At 59.3% G+C, this 17,342-nt stretch carries 14 protein-coding genes and 2 tRNA genes; 7 read left to right on the top strand and 9 right to left on the bottom strand.

What is annotated here, in order from left to right; all coding sequences use genetic code 11:
• Window positions 1–43: 43 nt before the first annotated feature.
• Together B0O95_RS00695 and B0O95_RS00690 are read right to left on the bottom strand one after the other, a co-directional pair.
• Window positions 44–1,378 carry an exonuclease domain-containing protein gene (locus tag B0O95_RS00695; RefSeq protein ID WP_104076155.1) on the bottom strand — a complete coding sequence of 445 codons (1,335 nt, stop codon included), beginning with the start codon at window positions 1,376–1,378 and terminating at the stop codon, window positions 44–46.
• Between the two features lie 174 nt (window positions 1,379–1,552).
• Window positions 1,553–1,756 (bottom strand): cold-shock protein, encoded by a 204-nt coding sequence (locus tag B0O95_RS00690; RefSeq protein ID WP_076785302.1) that lies wholly within the window; start codon window positions 1,754–1,756, stop codon window positions 1,553–1,555.
• 1,315 nt (window positions 1,757–3,071) lie between these two features.
• Here B0O95_RS00690 and B0O95_RS00680 point away from each other — a divergent pair.
• Window positions 3,072–4,220 carry a porin gene (locus tag B0O95_RS00680; protein WP_104076326.1) on the top strand — a complete coding sequence of 383 codons (1,149 nt, stop codon included), beginning with the start codon at window positions 3,072–3,074 and terminating at the stop codon, window positions 4,218–4,220.
• A 158-nt stretch (window positions 4,221–4,378) separates the two neighbouring features.
• Here B0O95_RS00680 and greB read toward each other — a convergent pair whose 3' ends face one another.
• Window positions 4,379–4,939: a transcription elongation factor GreB gene (greB, locus tag B0O95_RS00675; protein ID WP_104076153.1), complete on the bottom strand. Its 561-nt coding sequence runs from the start codon at window positions 4,937–4,939 to the stop codon at window positions 4,379–4,381.
• Window positions 4,940–5,100: 161 nt separating this feature from the next.
• Here greB and B0O95_RS00670 point away from each other — a divergent pair.
• Window positions 5,101–5,177, top strand: a tRNA-Arg gene (locus B0O95_RS00670).
• Window positions 5,178–5,335: 158 nt separating this feature from the next.
• Here the strand turns inward: B0O95_RS00670 and B0O95_RS00665 are convergent.
• From B0O95_RS00665 to B0O95_RS00650, 4 genes are read right to left on the bottom strand one after another with little or no spacing between them, the layout of a single operon-like run.
• Window positions 5,336–7,804 (bottom strand): RelA/SpoT family protein, encoded by a 2,469-nt coding sequence (locus B0O95_RS00665; protein WP_104076152.1) that lies wholly within the window; start codon window positions 7,802–7,804, stop codon window positions 5,336–5,338.
• Between the two features lie 50 nt (window positions 7,805–7,854).
• On the bottom strand, window positions 7,855–8,058 hold the full coding sequence (rpoZ, locus tag B0O95_RS00660) for a DNA-directed RNA polymerase subunit omega (RefSeq protein ID WP_104076151.1): 204 nt from the start codon (window positions 8,056–8,058) through the stop codon (window positions 7,855–7,857).
• 46 nt (window positions 8,059–8,104) lie between these two features.
• Window positions 8,105–8,767, bottom strand: coding sequence for a guanylate kinase (gmk, locus tag B0O95_RS00655; RefSeq protein WP_104076150.1), 663 nt, complete (start codon window positions 8,765–8,767; stop codon window positions 8,105–8,107).
• Window positions 8,768–8,776: 9 nt separating this feature from the next.
• Window positions 8,777–9,718, bottom strand: coding sequence for a YicC/YloC family endoribonuclease (locus B0O95_RS00650; RefSeq protein WP_104076149.1), 942 nt, complete (start codon window positions 9,716–9,718; stop codon window positions 8,777–8,779).
• A 190-nt stretch (window positions 9,719–9,908) separates the two neighbouring features.
• Here B0O95_RS00650 and rph point away from each other — a divergent pair, with 190 nt between their 5' ends.
• From rph to B0O95_RS00630, 4 genes are all read left to right on the top strand, one after another.
• Window positions 9,909–10,640, top strand: a complete 732-nt coding sequence (rph, locus tag B0O95_RS00645) for a ribonuclease PH (protein ID WP_104076148.1) — start codon at window positions 9,909–9,911, stop codon at window positions 10,638–10,640.
• The gene (gene rdgB, locus B0O95_RS00640) at window positions 10,637–11,254 is read left to right on the top strand and encodes an RdgB/HAM1 family non-canonical purine NTP pyrophosphatase (protein ID WP_104076147.1); all 618 of its coding nucleotides are present in this window, start codon (window positions 10,637–10,639) and stop codon (window positions 11,252–11,254) included. Before rph ends, rdgB begins: the two co-directional genes overlap by 4 nt.
• Window positions 11,251–12,531: a radical SAM family heme chaperone HemW gene (hemW, locus tag B0O95_RS00635; RefSeq protein WP_370641729.1), complete on the top strand. Its 1,281-nt coding sequence runs from the start codon at window positions 11,251–11,253 to the stop codon at window positions 12,529–12,531. The genes rdgB and hemW overlap by 4 nt, the downstream gene beginning before the upstream one ends.
• 137 nt (window positions 12,532–12,668) lie before the next feature.
• Window positions 12,669–12,756 (top strand) — tRNA-Ser (locus B0O95_RS00630).
• A gap of 1,089 nt (window positions 12,757–13,845) precedes the next feature.
• Here B0O95_RS00630 and B0O95_RS15975 read toward each other — a convergent pair.
• Window positions 13,846–14,001 (bottom strand): hypothetical protein, encoded by a 156-nt coding sequence (locus tag B0O95_RS15975; protein WP_199180406.1) that lies wholly within the window; start codon window positions 13,999–14,001, stop codon window positions 13,846–13,848.
• A 303-nt stretch (window positions 14,002–14,304) separates the two neighbouring features.
• The gene (locus B0O95_RS00620) at window positions 14,305–15,522 is read right to left on the bottom strand and encodes an OpgC domain-containing protein (protein WP_104076146.1); all 1,218 of its coding nucleotides are present in this window, start codon (window positions 15,520–15,522) and stop codon (window positions 14,305–14,307) included.
• A 524-nt stretch (window positions 15,523–16,046) separates the two neighbouring features.
• On the opposite strand from B0O95_RS00620, the gene B0O95_RS00610 reads away from it, so the two are divergent.
• The gene (locus B0O95_RS00610) at window positions 16,047–17,294 is read left to right on the top strand and encodes a hypothetical protein (RefSeq protein ID WP_146063945.1); all 1,248 of its coding nucleotides are present in this window, start codon (window positions 16,047–16,049) and stop codon (window positions 17,292–17,294) included.
• Window positions 17,295–17,342 lie beyond the last annotated feature (48 nt).

Here is a 17,342-nt window from a genome sequence, read left to right as displayed (position 1 = left end):
TCTGCGTGGCCAGGACACTGACCGACTGGAAAATGATGACGGTCTATGGCGCATCGCGCTTTGCAGCGCTGCGCACCGCGGTGTCCCATCTATGCGCTAATGACGGCGTCGGCGCGGTAGGGTGGGCAGCGTCTGGTGGCGCCAGCTGGCCGTGGTGGCTGGCGGCCGGCGCCACGTCCGCGAGCCGCTCCACGACCAGCCCGCCCCGCGCCAGCCGCTGCGCAAGGATCCGGGCAATCGCTGCATTGAAGGCCGGTTCCACAACGCCCAGTAGGCCAGGCTGAGCCGTCACGGCCTGCGCGGGCTGGACAACATCGCGCGCGTCGCTGCACGCCGCGCGGAACTGCCGATGTGCATGGAGCAACGCGCGCGCCCGATCCAAGTCGGCGGCGGACCCGAGATATTGCCACGCGTCCAGCAGATGTACTCCCTGCGCACCACGATCGGGGCCTGACCGCTCGATCAGTGCGACAGGTCCGCCGTAGGGCCACGGCATGGCGCCGCGCGGTGGCTGCACCGTTGCCGCCACACGACGACCGAGCCGAGGGCGCAGCACAGCACTCCAATGCGCATCCGCCAGCAACAGCCCGACCTCACCCACCACCGGATAGACGCGCACCTCATGCACACGCGCGGCCAGTTGCGCGTCGCGGCTCGAGCGGCGCTCGCCAAACAACTGCGTGCGCACGCGTTGCCGCAGCTTGGCGCTCTTGCCTACATACAACGGCACGCCATCGCTGTCGAACAACGCATAGACGCTCGAACCGGCCGGCAACACATCGGTCATCGCGTCGGCCCCGCCCCCGCGAATCAAGCGACTCAACGCTGCGTCGATGGCGGAGCGTGGATGCAGAGCATGGACGCGCTGCCAAAACTGCCACACCAGATCGGCATCGGCCAACGCCCGATGCCGACCACACACAGTCAAGTCCAGCCGCTGCGCGAGTGCATCGAGCCCGTGCCGGCTTTCGCGCGGAAACAGTGCGCGGGATAGCCGCACCGTGCACAGTACGTCGGGATCGAAGCGGATGCCGATCCGATCGAACGCATTCTTCAGGAAACCGTGATCGAAGCGCGCGTTGTGCGCGATAAACAACTTGCCATCGAGTCGGCGCGCGAGTTCAGCGGCAAGCGCATCAAATGTCGGTGCGCCGCGGACCATCGCGTCTGTGATACCAGTCAACTGCTGCACAAATAGCGGGATTGGCTGCAGCGGATCGACCAGCGTGCTCCAGTGGCGAACGCCATCACGATCAACTTCGATCACGCCCACCTCTGTGATGCGGTCGACTCCAGGGCGCCCGCCCGTCGTCTCCAGATCCACAAACGCGAGTGGTCGTGCATCGGCATCGTGGATCAGGCTGGCGAGGTCGGTCATGGCAACGCAACAATGGCATAAGGAGTGCGAACGCGCACATTGTCGCCCAAAATGACCGGCGCCGCGCGCGTCGTTGCGCGGCGCACGGCGGGGAAAAGGAAAAGCCCCGACGCGCGGGGCTTTGGGCTGCCGCCGACATTGGTCAGGGCATCGGATCCCGGATCGGGCACCGCGTCACAACGGCCGTATATTCGCCGCTTGCTTGCCCTTCGGACCAGTCTTCACTTCGAACGATACGCGCTGGCTTTCCTTCAGCGATTTAAACCCATCCGAGCGGATTTCGGAGAAGTGTGCGAACAGGTCCTCGCCACCCGAATCCGCAGTGATAAAGCCGTAGCCCTTAGCATCGTTAAACCATTTGACGATACCAGTTTCCATAAATCGTGCTTCCCCTCAAGTGTTGACGTAACAAACTTCAGTTCATCTGCAGAAAATCATGAAACAAGGGTTCCCGCGTTATGCGGCAACCTCGCATCCTGAAAATCCAGCGGTATTGTTATAAATAGAAACGGGACTGTACGTCAAGCAGAAAATATGTTGCCTAGCGATTGTCAAGGTTTTATCAATCCCCCGGGAAGGCCCACCCAGTGGGCCGCAGCAGCCGATCAGCGAAGCGTGCAGCCATGTCATTCAGCTTCCCTTATCTGAATTGCACGAGTCGTTTTTACTTGAACCGTGATATTAAATTATGAAGTGACAGAAATTTTTACCGATTATCTGCAACAAATTGTAAGTGTTTATGCTGATTCTATTCCGAAGCGGTTCGTGCAATTATTTACGGGAACGATTCGATGTAGCAGGAGGCAATACGATGCTGACGCCACTTAAGCCCCTTTTCGGCTGGCTACGGCATGATTCCCGCCATGCTGCAGATCAGCCCAGCCCTGTGCCGATCACCGCGCCCGACCCTGCGGGCTTGACCCGCTTCGATATGGTTTGGCACGGCGATCACAGGCAAAACCTTTTGTCGGCACCGCTAATGGATGCACGTCATTACGTGATTGAGGATTGGATAGCCAGCGACTGGACGTTGCACCGCTCGGCGGGTGCCTAGCGCCGTCTCGCCTCATCGGAATGAGTCGATGGCATCGATGCCGACTCCGGCATCAATGTCGGCTCGATGGTTTGCACGCCATCCGCGGCGTCCCAGCCACCAGTGCAATGGTGCGATGGACGACGGCGCAAAAAAAACGCGATCAAGACGACCGCGCTGATAAGGTTTGGAGATCTTTTCCCGAAGAAAAAGCTGCTAGGGGAAAGCAGTGATTGCAGTATAGCCAAATCGGCGCATCCCATTGTTAATCAATTCGACAATCCTTTATTGTGGCCGCTGAAACAATGGACGCGACACATTGATTGTCCATTGGTTCCCTTCATTTAGCTGTCGTACAAACACAACGGCGAGCGCTCGTCCACCATTGTCGAAATCGAGTTGAATCGCCGCTCAGCCTTACTACACAAGGCTCTGCGGGGTGCCAACCATAATTGCGCAATAATCAATATATTGTTGCGAAATTCGGAATGTTCGCATCGCGACCTCATCTTTACACTTTGCCTTTCCAGGAAGCAGGTGCGTCATCTGGCTAATCGTTTCAATGCCGCACCACTTGAAATACATGCTGCCAACTCACTGGCGGCCTCGTTTCCTCAAAGCTTGGGTAAGGTTTCCCATACGTATTTGGAGTTCACAAAGATGAAAAAGACGCTCATGGTTGCAGCCCTGTCGGGCATGTTCACGACGGCTGCCCACGCGCAGAGCAGCGTGACGCTGTATGGCTTGATCGACGCCGGCATCACGTACACGAACAGCCAAGACGGTCGCTCGAACTGGCAGGAAACCAGCGGCTCGGTAAACGGCAGCCGTTGGGGCCTGCGTGGCGCTGAAGACCTCGGTGGTGGCTTGAAGGCGATCTTCACGCTGGAAAATGGTTTCAACATTGGCAATGGCGGGGCAAGCCAAGGAGGCCGCCTGTTCGGCCGCCAAGCCTTTGTCGGTCTCGCGTCGGACCAGTACGGCGCCGTCACGCTCGGCCGTCAATATGATTCCGTCGTTGACTACCTCGGCCCGCTGGCACTGACTGGCACGCAATACGGCGGCACGCAGTTCGCGCACCCGTTCGACAACGACAACCTGGACAACTCGTTCCGCGTCAACAATTCGGTGAAATATCAAAGCCCGAACTTCGACGGCTTCAAGTTTGGCGCGTTGTACGGCTTCTCGAACCAGGCGGGCAACTTTGCGAACAACCGCGCATACAGCGTCGGCGCATCGTATAACTACGGTCCGTTGAACGTGGCTGCCGCGTACCTACAGCTGAACAACAGCACACCGAACGCTGGTGATCTGTCGTTGGCGTCTTTCAACAAGGCGGGCGCAGTATCGGATGGCATCACAGGTCTTGTCGGTCGCCAACGCACATGGGGCGCAGGCTTGAACTACGCGTTCGGCCCGGCAACGGCAGGCTTTGTGTTCACGCAAACGAAGTTGAACAACCTATTCGGTGTTGCAAACTCGTCGGACTCATTTGAAGGGGTTGCCAGCAGCGACGTGCGCTTCAACAACTATGAAGTCAACGGCCGCTACAACCTGACGCCGGCATTGAGCGTCGCGGGTGCGTACACGTACACCGACGGCAAGCTCAACGGCGAATCGCCGAAGTGGCATCAATTTAGCCTGCAAACCGCGTATGCGCTGTCCAAGCGTACCGACGTGTACCTGCAGGGTGAGTACCAAAAGGTTGTCGAAAGCAAGACCGGCTTCACCGCGAACATCAACGGCCTGGCTCCGTCGTCGTTCGACAAGCAAGTCGCTGTGACCGCTGGCCTGCGTCACCGCTTCTAAGCTTAAAAGCAGACAGGACGCCAGTCGTCCTGTGCACCAGCCCAAAAGGCGCCTTCGGGCGCCTTTTTTACTATCTATCACTCTGCCGCAAGCGCTGTCATGACAGCAGCCCGTGAGCGCTCGTGACAGCAGCCCACGTGCAGCACACCCACACGCACTCAGTGCGAGGCGGCTGGATATTGCACGTCGAGGACATCAATTTGCTCAATCCCGCCTGGCGTGTGTAGGGACACGGTGTCCCCGATCCGCGCTTTCAACAACGCCCGCGCAATCGGCGAGATCCAGCTGACTCGCCCCCGGTCCAGGTCCACCTCGTCGACGCCCACAATGGTGATCTGGTTCTCGGCGCCGTCGGATGTTGCATAGTGGACTGTTGCGCCAAAGAACACCTGGTCAGTGTTTTCCTGCCGACTGCTGTCGACGACCTCGGCTAAGTCGAGCCGCTTGGTCAGGAAACGGATGCGCCGGTCGATCTCGCGCAAACGCCGCTTGCCATAAATATAGTCGCCGTTTTCGGACCGGTCGCCGTTCGACGCGGCCCACGATACCGTGCGCACGACCTCGGGCCGCTCGACGTCGATCAATTGCAGCAACTCGTCCTTCAGGCGGCGGTAACCCTCTGGCGTCATATAGTTTTTTGCGCCAGTCGGCATTTCCGGTTGCGGCAGGTCGTCGTCTTGCGCCGAATCATCGCTTTCCTTCACAAATGCCTTGTTCATTGTGCGAATCGACTGAAACTATGGAATGTCCTTTTGACTATTATACGAACGGGCAAACGCTTGATGGCCGGCATCCGGCGTCTGCTCATCACCGGCATGCAAAAAAATCGCGCCAGGGGCTTCACATCTTCAAAGAAGTTGCTATAATTTCACTTCTTCGCGCGGCTGTAGCTCAGTTGGATAGAGTACTTGGCTACGAACCAAGGGGTCGTGGGTTCGAATCCTGCCAGCCGCGCCACTTCTTTAAAAAAGGCCTTCCAACCGGAAGGCCTTTTTGCTTTGTGTAACACGGACGGATATCGCACCGCACGAGAAGCCGTCCAGCGGTCCAGCGGCAACCCGTAGCACTGGCAGTATGCCGCGAACAGCCGGGGCCGTACGAACTCCCGTTACGCGTCAATAGTCACCGCGGTCACGCTCGATGCGCATTCCACCGTCGTGCCGATGGTGGCCGTCATCGGACGCCCGCTCACGGCCAATCCGGATCACATCAGGATTGGTCCGGGTACGCCGGATCACATTCGCCAAATGGACCCGGTCACTGACCTGGATTAGAAAGCGCAGCGCCATCGATTCTTGGGCCAGATCCTCATCCATCGCCACGTGCACGATATTCGCATCAGCGGCCGTGATATCGGCGGCCACGCGTGCAAAAACGCCGCGCGTGTTCTTAACTAGCACCTTGACCGCTACATCGAACAAACGTCCCGGCTGCGGCGCCCACGCGACATCGATCCAGCGACCGGGATCGCGCCGATGGATACGCTGTGCGACACGGCAATCGGTCGTATGGATCGACATGCCGAGGCCCATTCCAATGTAGCCCATGATGTCATCGCCGGGAATCGGCCGACAGCAGGGCGACAGTTGCACCGCCATCCCCTCCGTCCCGGTAATCAATACCGGCGGTCCACCGCTGGCATGAGCCGGCGCATCGGGGCGCGGGTGCTCGTCGGAGTCCCCGTCACGGCCGCTAAGCAACAATTCGATCCGCTTGGCGAGCACCGCTGCAATGCGACGTCCCAACCCGATATCGGCGAATACTTCTTGCTGCGACTTATTGCCGGTCGAGTGCGCGATCTTGTCCCAGATCTCCGGCGTAACTTCGGCAAGTGACAACCCGTACGCCTTGAGCACCTGTTCCACGAGCCGCTCACCGAGTTGCACCGACTCGTTCAAGCGCATCGTCTTCAGGTAATGGCGAATCGCCGAACGCGCCTTGCCGGTCCGGACAAACCCCAGCCAAGCAGGGTTCGGCTTCGAGTACGGCGCCGTGATGACCTCGACGATATCGCCACTCTTAAGCTCGGTGCGCAACGGCAACAACTCGTTGTTGATCTTGACGGCAACGCACTGGTTACCTAGATCGCTATGCACTGAATACGCGAAGTCCAGCGCAGTCGCGCCACGCGGCAGCGCCATGATCTTCGATTTGGGCGTGAACACGTAGACCGCGTCTGGAAACAGGTCGATCTTCACGTGCTCAAGGAACTCGCTGGAGTCGCCTGCCTCGCTCTGAATGTCGAGCAACGACTTGAGCCACTGGTGCGCCCGCTTTTGCACGTCGTTCAGATCCGCGCTGCCGTTCTTGTACATCCAATGTGCCGCAACGCCCGCCTCGGCGATCTCATGCATCTTCAGCGTGCGGATTTGGAACTCGATGGGCGTGCCGAATGGGCCGACCAGCGTGGTATGCAGTGACTGGTATCCGTTGACCTTTGGAATCGCAATGTAGTCCTTGAACTTGCCCGGCACCGGCTTGTACAACGAATGCAATACGCCGACCGTCATATAGCATTCCATCGGCGTGTCAACGACCACGCGAAAACCGTACACGTCGAGCACCTGCGAAAACGACAACTGCTTGTCGCGCATCTTTCGATAGATGCTGTAAATCGTTTTTTCACGCCCGGTCACGTCAGCATCGATCTTCGCGTCGGCCAGCGAACGCTGCACCGCCTCGAGGATCTTGCCAACCACTTCTCGCCGGTTGCCGCGCGCCGCCTTGACGGCCTTCTCAAGGGTTGCATACCGGCGCGGATTGAAATTCGCGAAACTCAGCTCCTGTAGCTCACGATACGTGTTGTTGAGGCCAAGCCGATGCGCAATCGGTGCATAAATATCGATCGTCTCGCGCGCCACCCGCCGACGTTTTTCAGGCGGCACCGCACCGAGTGTGCGCATATTGTGCCGCCGGTCGGCAAGCTTGATCAGGATGACGCGCACGTCCCGCGCCATCGCAAGCAACATCTTACGGAAATTTTCCGCCTGCGCCTCCTCGCGGTTGCGGAATTCCATCTTGTCCAACTTGGACAGCCCGTCGACCAGCTCAGCCACCTTCGGACCGAAACGCTCAGCCAGTTCCGTCTTCGTGACGCCCTGGTCTTCCATCACGTCGTGCAGCAGCGCGGCCATGATCGACTGCGAGTCCAGCTTCCAGCCGGCGCAGATCTCGGCCACCGCCACCGGGTGCGTGATGTACGGCTCGCCGCTTTGCCGATATTGGCCCAGGTGGGCCTCGTCGCTGAAGTGAAACGCGGCCTTGATCTCCTTGATCTCGGCTGGTGTCATGTACGAGCCCAACTCTTCGGTCAGCTTCGCGATCGATACGACTTCGTGCTTGCGTGGCTGCTCGGGCGTGGCGGTCGGACCAAACAAGTGCCGAAACGATTGTTCGAGCACTGCATCGATGTACGCGCGTGCAGGCGACGTTCTGGTCGCCTTGCCAGCGCCGTCCGACGCATGCGCGCCGGCCGGTGACGTGGACGGGTGTTTCGCCCCGGCCTGCGGGCGATGCGACGCGGCCTCGTCAGTAGCGCGCGCTGCGGACGACAACGTGGAGGCGTGCGATGGATTGGAACTCATTTGCGCCTCCAGATCTGTTGCGCAGTGTCGTCACATGGCGGGTGTGCCGGTCAGACCGGCACTTTCTTCAACATCTCGATGCCAACCTTTCCTTCGGCAATCTCGCGCAGCGCGAGTACCGTCGGCTTATCCTTGCTTTCGATCTTTGGTGTGTGGCCCTGCGCGAGTTGGCGCGCACGATACGTCGCCGCAAGCGCAAGCTCGAAGCGGTTCGTGATATGTTCCAGGCAGTCTTCGACGGTAATGCGAGCCATATTGGAATTCCTTGTTGCTATAAATCTATTTTAACTCACCGCGCGATCAATCCGCCTGCGATGAGTGAATGCCCAACTCGACGAACAGCTTCTCGTGGCGTGCACGCTGCGATGCGAAACGCAGCCGTGTCGCGGCGACCACGGTCTGCATTTCGGTCAACGCACGATCGAAATTCTCATTGATCAACACGTATTCGAATTCGGGCGCATGCGAGATCTCGCTGCCGGCGGCCAGCAGCCGGCGCACAATCACGTTCGGCTCGTCCTGCCCACGCTTGCGCAGACGCTCCTCGAGCGCATCGAGCGACGGCGGCAGAATAAAGATGCCGACCGCGTTTCGGAACTGCTTGCGCACCTGCTGCGCGCCCTGCCAATCGATTTCGAGCAGCACATCTACGCCACGCTTCATCTGCTCTTCGATCCACACGCGCGACGTGCCATAGTAGTTGCCATGGACTTCGGCACTCTCGAGGAATTCACCCTGGGCATGGCGCTCGAGGAAGTCGGACGCCGGGATGAAATGATACTGAACACCGTTTGTCTCGTTCGGCCGCGGCGGCCGGGTAGTGTACGACACCGACAGCCGGATCGACGGGTCGCACGCCAATAGCGCGTTGACCAGCGTCGACTTACCCGCACCGGATGGTGCGACCACCATGAACAGGTTACCGGGATATTCTCCGGCGTAGGGATTGCGATTGTTCGTCATCGTGTCAGACTATTCCAAATTCTGAACCTGCTCGCGCATCTGCTCGATTAGCAGCTTCAGCGTCATCGACGCGTCGGCCAGTTCTTTCGCCGCGGCCTTGGACCCCAGCGTGTTCGCTTCCCGGTTCAGTTCCTGCATCATGAAATCGAGCCGCTTGCCAACCCGGCCGCCCTTTTCAATCACATGGCGAGTCTCGGCCAAATGCGCACTCAGCCGCGACAGCTCCTCGGCAATGTCAATACGGATGCCGTACATCGTCACCTCTTGGCGGATCCGTTCAGCGATTTCCTCATGCGAGACGAGTTGTGGTGAGCCATCCAACACCGCCACACCGAGTGCTACTTGCAACCGCTCGACAATCTTTTGCTGATGACGCGCGACCAGCTCGGGCACCAATGGCGTAATACGGGTGACAATCGCCTCCATCTCGGCCACGTTGGCCAGCAGCATCGTGGCCAGTTGCGCCCCCTCGCGGCCACGCACGTTGACCAGCTCGTCCACAGCCTGCTTACCGCATGCCAGCACCGCGTCGCGCAGCAACGCGGCCGACAGGCCGCTATCGGCGATCACGCCGGGCCAACGCAGGATTTCACTGGTGCGCAGGCCACCCGCGCCGGGAAACACATCCAGCACGGAGCGCTCCAGCGCCGCCAGTTGCAGCAACGCGTCGCGATTGAGCAAGCCGGCCAGCGCCGCCTGCTCGCTGCGTTGCACGTTGATACGGATGTCGACCTTGCCTCGCGAAAGGCGGTTCATCAGCATTTCGCGCAACGTCGGCTCGCACGTGCGCACCTCTTCAGGCATGCGAAAATTGATGTCGAGAAACCGCGAATTCACGGTGCGCAACTCGACCGATACGCTGGCAGTATGGGTAGTGCCGCCGACCTCGGAGGCGCCGTCGACGACCAGTTCCCGCGTCACGCTCGCATAGCCCGTCATGCTGTAGATCATTGTGCGCCTCGCGAAAAGTTCTGGTAAAAAGACAATTATCGCACTGAACGCCTACCTGCCCCCGGCAACGGCGGCCAGCATCGATGGAACGCATCGGGCCACCGAGGGCAATCCGCGTTTAGCGCTAAGATGCGGGTTTCGGGTCGGCGCAGCTGACCTCCAACCGCATCCACTTTCCGACCGTTCCAATATGAAAGTCCCGACTCCGCGGCCCAGCGGCCGCGCCGCCGACGCACTGCGAGACGTGTGCATCACGCGCCACTATACGAAGCATGCCGAAGGTTCCGTGTTGATCGAATGCGGCGACACAAAAGTGATCTGCACCGCCAGCGTGCTGGAGAAAGTGCCCGAATTCCTGCGCGATCGTGGGCGCGGCTGGCTCACCGCCGAGTACGGCATGCTGCCGCGCGCGACGCACACGCGCAGCGATCGCGAGGCGGCGCGTGGCAAGCAGACCGGCCGCACGCAGGAAATCCAGCGGCTCATCGGTCGTGCGCTGCGCGCGGTGTTTGACTTGGAGAAATTGGGCCCGCGCACGCTGCATATCGACTGTGACGTGATTCAGGCCGACGGCGGCACACGTTGTGCGAGCATCACTGGCGCATTCATCGCCGCACACGATGCGGTGAGTACGCTGCTGGCGCACGGCAAGCTCACCGCGACGCCGATCCTCGACCACGTCGCGGCGGTATCGGTCGGCATCCACGGCGCGACGCCGGTGCTCGATCTGGACTACGCAGAAGACTCACGTTGCGACACCGACATGAATGTGGTGATGACCGGGGCCGGCCGCTTCGTCGAGGTGCAGGGCACGGCCGAAGGCGAACCGTTCAGCCGCGACGAGATGAACGCACTGCTCGATCTCGCCGAGTCCGGCATCATGCGACTAATCGAGCTGCAAAAAAAGGCGCTGCAGTCATGAACGGCCATCTCGGATCTGCGCAGTCGCGCATCGTGCTGGCGTCGAACAACCCTGGCAAGCTGCGCGAATTTTCTGCGCTGAACGCGCTTGGCATCGATCTCGTGCCGCAGCACGCATTGTGCGTGGGCGAAGCGCCCGAGCCCCATCCGACGTTCATCGAGAACGCACTGGAAAAAGCGCGCCACGCGGCACGCGTCACCGGCTTGCCCGCGCTCGCCGATGATTCGGGGTTATGCGTGCATGCGCTAGGCGGCGCCCCAGGCGTCTATTCAGCCCGCTATGCGCAATTAGCCGGTGGCGAGAAATCCGATGCGGCCAACAACACGCGCCTGCTCGACATGTTGCGCGCGCACGCCGACCGGCGCGCCTACTATTATTGCGTGCTAGTGCTGGTGCGCCATGTCGACGATCCCGAGCCGTTGATCGCCGACGGTCGCTGGCACGGCGAAATCCTCACCGAGGCCCGTGGCGGGCACGGTTTCGGCTACGACCCGCTGTTCTATGTCCCTGCGCTGCAGGCAAGCGCCGCCCAGTTGCAGCCGGAAGTGAAGAACGCCCATAGTCATCGCGCGCTGGCGTTGGCAGAGTTGATCCGTCGATTGAAGAACGCATGATGAATCATCCCATCGCGGGACACGCACCCGCACGTCCCTCACCGCTCGCGCACACCGACGCGCCGGGATCGGGCGGCGCGGTGTCCGCGTTCATTGCACCGGGACGCATCCGGCTCACCGCACTGCCGCCGCTGTCCCTGTATGTGCATTTTCCATGGTGCGTGCGCAAGTGCCCGTATTGCGACTTCAATTCGCACGCGTTCACACGCGATCCAAACGACGCGCAGTTTCCTGAAACCGAGTATCTGGACGCGCTACGCGCCGACCTAGAAGCGGCGTTGCCGTTGATCTGGGGACGGCCGGTCCATACCGTGTTCATCGGCGGCGGGACACCGAGCCTGCTGTCGGCACAGGCGATTGACCGGCTGTTGTCAGACCTACGCGCGTTGCTGCCACTGGACGCAGATGCGGAAATCACGCTCGAGGCAAATCCCGGCACGTTCGAAGCCGCCAAGTTCGCGAGCTTTCGCAGCAGCGGCGTCAACCGGCTCTCGATCGGCATCCAGAGCTTCAACGACGCTCACCTGCAAGCACTGGGCCGCATTCACGACGCAGCGCAGGCCCGCCGCGCGGTAGAGATCGCGCGCTCGAGTTTCGACAACTTCAATCTGGACTTGATGTTTGCGCTGCCGGGCCAGACACTGGCGCAATGTCAGGCGGACGTGGAGACTGCGCTGTCATTCGCACCGCCCCATTTGTCGCTGTACCACCTCACGCTGGAGCCGAACACCTATTTCCACAAGTATCCCCCTGCGCTGCCCGACGATGACACATCGGCCGACATGCAGGAGTGGATCCATGCGCGCACGCGTGAAGCCGGCTACCACCGCTACGAAGTGTCAGCGTACGCTAAAGCGCACCGGCAAAGCCGGCACAACCTGAACTACTGGCAATTCGGCGACTATCTGGGCATCGGCGCAGGCGCACATTCGAAACTGTCTTTTCCGGAACGGATCGTGCGACAGATGCGCTACAAACACCCCGCCACCTATCTGGCGCAGACTGCCGCGGGCGTACCGATCCAGGAACAGCACGAAGTCAGTGCGCGTGACCTACCGTTCGAATTCATGCTCAATGCGCTGCGGCTCACCGAAGGCTTCCCGGTGCATCGGTTCATCGAGCGGACCGGGATGACGATGACATCGGTCGAGCCCGCTCTTGCGCAAGCCGAACGCCGTGGCTTGATCCGCCGTGATCATGCGGGTATCGCGCCGACGTCGCTCGGCCAGCGTTTCCTGAACGACCTGCAGGCATTGTTCCTGAAGGATGACGCGTGAACCGGCGCGCATGCTCGTCTTGGTTGCATGAAACGGCATGCGCACGATCTCGTAGCAGCCAGTCGGGGTGGGCGCGCGCAGTCTCCTGCCGGCCCATTTTCAGCACGCGCGCAAATCGGCTACAATATTGCGTTCTGGGAAGCGTGGCCGAGTGGTTTAAGGCACTGGTCTTGAAAACCAGCGACGGGCAACCGTCCGTGAGTTCGAATCTCACCGCTTCCGCCAACATCACTGTCAAATCCTTGATTTAAAAGGGTTTCAAAGAAAGTTGAATGCTTGTAACTCGACTTGTGCAAGCAAACCGGCCCCTCCAACCCCCATCAGCCTAGCGACTTTCGACCACATGATTTGGCCATGCGATAGGCAAAAACTGTCCTTGCGAGCCGGTTAGAAGCGGTCGGACCGTCGATCAACATCGCGAATGATTGTCATTGACGTCATGATGCGGCGGTGATTCGATGCTTAGGGCGATGCGATGAACTTCCGGGAATGCTGTTACGTCTGGCGAGTGCCAATCATGTTCGGCGTATTGGCATTCTTTGTTGTGGTTGCGATGCTGCTCCGCAACTCGGTTGGCTCATAGTGCTGTATGTCGTCTTTGCGACCGTTTATTACTCGCCTTTAGCATCGGTTACGACAAGATCCACATAGCAGTGGTAACAGTACGACATTCGACTGTAAACAGTCGGATAATGCGTTGTCGCAGCTGTACTGCAATCGTTCTTGATTGTTAGATATACAACATGAAACTGACTACTGGGATCTCATTCGTGACACGCTGAACGCGCAATCGACAGTTGCGAAGCATTGGAGTGAGCAGGTTACGATGAAAAACACCATGCATTGACCGTCGAGGTTGGCGGCAAGCCGATCACCGTGCAAGAGTTCCTAATTAGCGCGTGGACGATGCCTGGACTAGTCCGATACCATATCATCAGGGTACAGCACGACAGCGGAATTGACCTTCCATACGTGCCTGAAACGACACGAGTTCTGAATGAGGTTGCGGCTGCTTGCGCGGAACTTGTCGGCGCTGGCGACAATCCGACCGCCAAAGCGGCAATGCAAGGTATGAGCCATTGCTATCGGAACCATTTCGATGCTTATGTTCCGAACGCGATCATGCCGGGAAAGGATTCTACCGGGTAAAAAGACCGGCACGCTTCCGGTAGTGCGCCACTATTCTTCAGCCTCCGCTACAAGTTCTGATCAACACCGCGACCGTGCCGCGTGCGATAGGCTGCACAAGACCGACTTGCATCGCACCTCCGGCGCGATGCAAGTCGCCTGCTGCAAGGCCACCGGTGCCGATCGTCAGCCGACCGGCACTTCCCCTTCGCCCGGTGCCTTGCCGGGGTGATCATGCGGCGCCTGCTTACGGTCGCTGTCATGACGCTCTGGCATCCTGCTCTTTTCGTTATCGCTATGACGCGCGGGCGTGGGATGTTTCGTCGGCGCATCGTTTTCCATCATGGCTTCTCCTGATTCCGGAACGGCGCACACCGTCCACCACGTAGCTATCCGTCAGCAAGCGCCGCTCCCGCCGACAGGAATGCGCGCCACTGCGCGCGCGTGCATTCCCGCGCACAGATGACAGGGACGCGGACCGCAACGCCCAAGGAGCCTCCAGTCCCAGGTGCCCTCACGCTCACATCGCGCCATACGGTCTCGGCCGTTCCTTCTTCTTCCCGACCCACCCTCAACGGTGTCGGCATACAAGTTGAAAGACGCCCGACAAGGCGGCCCTTGAAGCAGACGCTGTCATGCGCCGGTTCAGCGCGATGCGTCCGGCTGCCGGCGCGGCCATAACCCACCCGCGCCGACGTCGGTCCCCTGAAGGGCTTGTGTAGGCCGTATACCGGCCGGCATCGTCGACGTCTGTCCGGACCGCGACACGGCGGGCCCGCCACGCGTGGCCCCCGCGCGCCGCTTCAGCGTCCGGGTCAGCCGCGCCGTGGCGATCACCGTGCCGATCGCCAACGCGTCGCCGCACAGTCCCGCAACGAACGGCATCCGGTGCGGACCACTGGCCCGCAGCGCCGTATCGATGACGATCGATATGAACGCGCCGGCCACGAAGCACGGCATCCCTTGCTGTCCCACGTTGACGACGTCCCGCATCCGGCTGGCCAGTGCACGGAGCCAGCCGCGCTGGATCGCGACGGCCACGGGCCACGCCAACGCGGCAAAGCTGACGATTCGCAGCGGCGCAAGGTTCTGTTTCATGATGCCCGGCATCGGCTGGGTTTGCAGCACCACCTTAGAGAACGCAAAGCCGAGCGCGGTGCCAATGGCGATCCGCATCAATCCGCGAGCCGTGTGCGACGCATAGAACGCTGGAGGCACGGGATGCAACCGTACCAGCATCCCGCATACAAACATGAATTGCCACGCGAACGGATTGAATCCCCAGCCGCCCGCTCTGGCGCTGGGCAGCAGCGGCCCCAGCACTGGCGCTAACAACCATACGATGAGGCTACCGAATAACGTGACGACGGGTGCACGGCGTGCGTAGGGCACCGCAACGCCGGCGCCGAGTGCAAAGAACGCGTACATGGGCAGCACGGCGGCCAAGTATGGCTGGTGCCGAAACAACGCGATGTCACGGATCATCGACCCTGGCTGCGCCGCGAACAACGGCCATTCACTCTCGGCCAACATCGGCGTGCGCAAGCGCAGCGCGGCGATCATCGCTCCCGAGGCAAGCATCAACGCCGCGGTCAGCCAATAGGCGCGATAGATTTGCACGCTGCGCGACAGAAAGCGCAGGGTTGCGGCCCGCCCGCCGCGGTTCGCTTCGATCGCCGCATAGGCAGCCGCTGACGCATAGCCGCCCAGGAACACGAACACTTCCGCGGCATCACAAAACGCGTAGTTATGCAGCATGAACTTGGCAAGCGAGCTGCCGCAGATGTGATCCAGCGCGATCATAATCAGTACCGCGCCCCGAAGGAAATCGACCTCGATTGAGCGTCGTATAGGCGTCGTCATTCACCGCTCCCGCATTGCCGTCACCAACCGCTGTACTCCATTGCCCAGTTACGTCGTGGAGTCGGCTCGGCTGGAAAAGATTCCGGGAAAGTTTCAGTTCGCGCAGGAACGCTGCGTTTAATGAGGCAATCGTGCGGATTGACCACCGACACGGCAAAGTTCTTCGCCGGTTCCGGCAGGATCGAACGAAAGGCAAAAGCCGATCGCTGGCTTCATCCGCGTATTCCAACCCCGGCCGAAGTGATCACCAAGCCGCGTGGCGATACTGCTGCGCTGGGAGCGCTTCTATCCATCGTTAGGCTGCGGGTCGGCGAGATGCTAGCGTCGTTCGTTGCGACTTCTATCCGGAGTGCGTGCAACGGTTAGGCCCAAAGACACTACACAAAAATGCAAGCGCCCGTGCATACCAGGCGGCATAGTACTCGGCAGGATTTCGTCAGCGCACGGTTTAATTCGCGTCTATCGTGAGCGCGACGATTCCCACAACTAGCATGACAGCATCTAACCTTTCGATAGGGATATGTATGCTGAACTTCCAAATCGGACAGCAGCCAGTTTTAACGCATGAAAATAACGATACATTGGAGCAAGCGTCCGAGCCAAATAAAGAGTCTGCGCCTAGGAGAATCGTCGCATCAGCGATTCATGCAGGCGAATTAGATAAACTAAGGACGTCCCGAGTCACTCAGTCATCCAATCTTGTTGCCAAGAAGCCAACCGCCACGCACCGACCAATGCGGATATCACCGGGCGCACTGGGCCACATAATTCAATTGGACCAAGCGTGCTACGGTTCACGAGCATGGCGCAAATATGTCCAAAGCACGGATATTAGCGTTCTTTTGACTGAGACATTCATTGCGGCCAGACCGCATCAACCCATGACAGCGTGCATCGATCTCTGCAATCCCCAAAATATTTCAGAATTTAATGTCGAATACCAATTTCCCCGACGGGACAAAAAAATTTTTAGAAATATGGCTGTTGCTTGCGATCACTACAATATTCCATTGCACGATCCCAACGCACTTCAGGCACGCCTAGAAAATATTCTATTTCCGGAAAAATGGCATGTGGGTACGAACGAAAATCCATCAACCTCGGAGGAGTACGAAGACCGATTCTCCGAAGCGGTAGACCACCTTGAACAAGATGCCGAAGCACTGAAGGCCCTTGAACACTGGACTGCAGGGGACAATGACTATACCGAGGAATTGAACAGTGCACTGACCCACTATGCGCAAACCGGTCAAAGAATTTCAATAAAAGACCCCACCAACCATGAAGCCGGATTGGACATGTATGAAGAAGAGAAAAAACTAAGGGCTGCTCTTGATCAACTTCCCACTTGCAAAACGCGTACCTTACGCTTTTCACTGCTGGATGACGCGAAGGGAATATCCGAGCATTTATCAAAATATACGCCTGGCACAACCGCAACAAGCTATCCGCGGTTCATGTCAACGACCTCTGAACTGCATCCCGAGCTTGGCGCCGCCGATACACTACAAATGGAAGACAGTACAGTCCATATCTGTGAATTCAACGGTATATCCGGAAAACCGTTATTATTTTTAAACCCACACGATGAGCGCGAGCGGGAAGTACTGTATCACAACCACTCGGTGTTTTTGTTGGTTGCGACAGCGCATGCGACTCCTTCCGAGTCAGTCGCCGCAAATCGCATTGCGTCTATCTATGCAGAAGTAAAGGGCAACCCGATGGACGCTAATAATATCCATACGGGCGAACAAGCTCTTTACATGCTATAGCAGCCTTTAGGCTTTCCGAGCATAGGTGCTATGCGCCGCTGACTGAAG

It is taken from the genome of Mycetohabitans endofungorum, from assembly GCF_002927045.1.
Taxonomy (GTDB): domain Bacteria; phylum Pseudomonadota; class Gammaproteobacteria; order Burkholderiales; family Burkholderiaceae; genus Mycetohabitans; species Mycetohabitans endofungorum.
The sequence above is the reverse complement of the archived record's forward strand: the minus strand, read 5'-3'. Positions and strand labels throughout refer to the sequence as shown.

Excerpts from the sequence above, each read along its gene's own strand:
- B0O95_RS00695 (WP_104076155.1), bottom strand. The coding sequence starts at position 1,378 with ATGACCGACCTCGCCAGCCTGATCCACGATGCCGATGCACGACCACTC.
- B0O95_RS00690 (WP_076785302.1), bottom strand. The coding sequence starts at position 1,756 with ATGGAAACTGGTATCGTCAAATGGTTTAACGATGCTAAGGGCTACGGC.
- B0O95_RS00680 (WP_104076326.1), top strand. The coding sequence starts at position 3,072 with ATGAAAAAGACGCTCATGGTTGCAGCCCTGTCGGGCATGTTCACGACG.
- greB (WP_104076153.1), bottom strand. The coding sequence starts at position 4,939 with ATGAACAAGGCATTTGTGAAGGAAAGCGATGATTCGGCGCAAGACGAC.
- B0O95_RS00665 (WP_104076152.1), bottom strand. The coding sequence starts at position 7,804 with ATGAGTTCCAATCCATCGCACGCCTCCACGTTGTCGTCCGCAGCGCGC.
- rpoZ (WP_104076151.1), bottom strand. The coding sequence starts at position 8,058 with ATGGCTCGCATTACCGTCGAAGACTGCCTGGAACATATCACGAACCGC.
- gmk (WP_104076150.1), bottom strand. The coding sequence starts at position 8,767 with ATGACGAACAATCGCAATCCCTACGCCGGAGAATATCCCGGTAACCTG.
- B0O95_RS00650 (WP_104076149.1), bottom strand. The coding sequence starts at position 9,718 with ATGATCTACAGCATGACGGGCTATGCGAGCGTGACGCGGGAACTGGTC.
- rph (WP_104076148.1), top strand. The coding sequence starts at position 9,909 with ATGAAAGTCCCGACTCCGCGGCCCAGCGGCCGCGCCGCCGACGCACTG.
- rdgB (WP_104076147.1), top strand. The coding sequence starts at position 10,637 with ATGAACGGCCATCTCGGATCTGCGCAGTCGCGCATCGTGCTGGCGTCG.
- hemW (WP_370641729.1), top strand. The coding sequence starts at position 11,251 with ATGATGAATCATCCCATCGCGGGACACGCACCCGCACGTCCCTCACCG.
- B0O95_RS15975 (WP_199180406.1), bottom strand. The coding sequence starts at position 14,001 with ATGGAAAACGATGCGCCGACGAAACATCCCACGCCCGCGCGTCATAGC.
- B0O95_RS00620 (WP_104076146.1), bottom strand. The coding sequence starts at position 15,522 with ATGACGACGCCTATACGACGCTCAATCGAGGTCGATTTCCTTCGGGGC.
- B0O95_RS00610 (WP_146063945.1), top strand. The coding sequence starts at position 16,047 with ATGCTGAACTTCCAAATCGGACAGCAGCCAGTTTTAACGCATGAAAAT.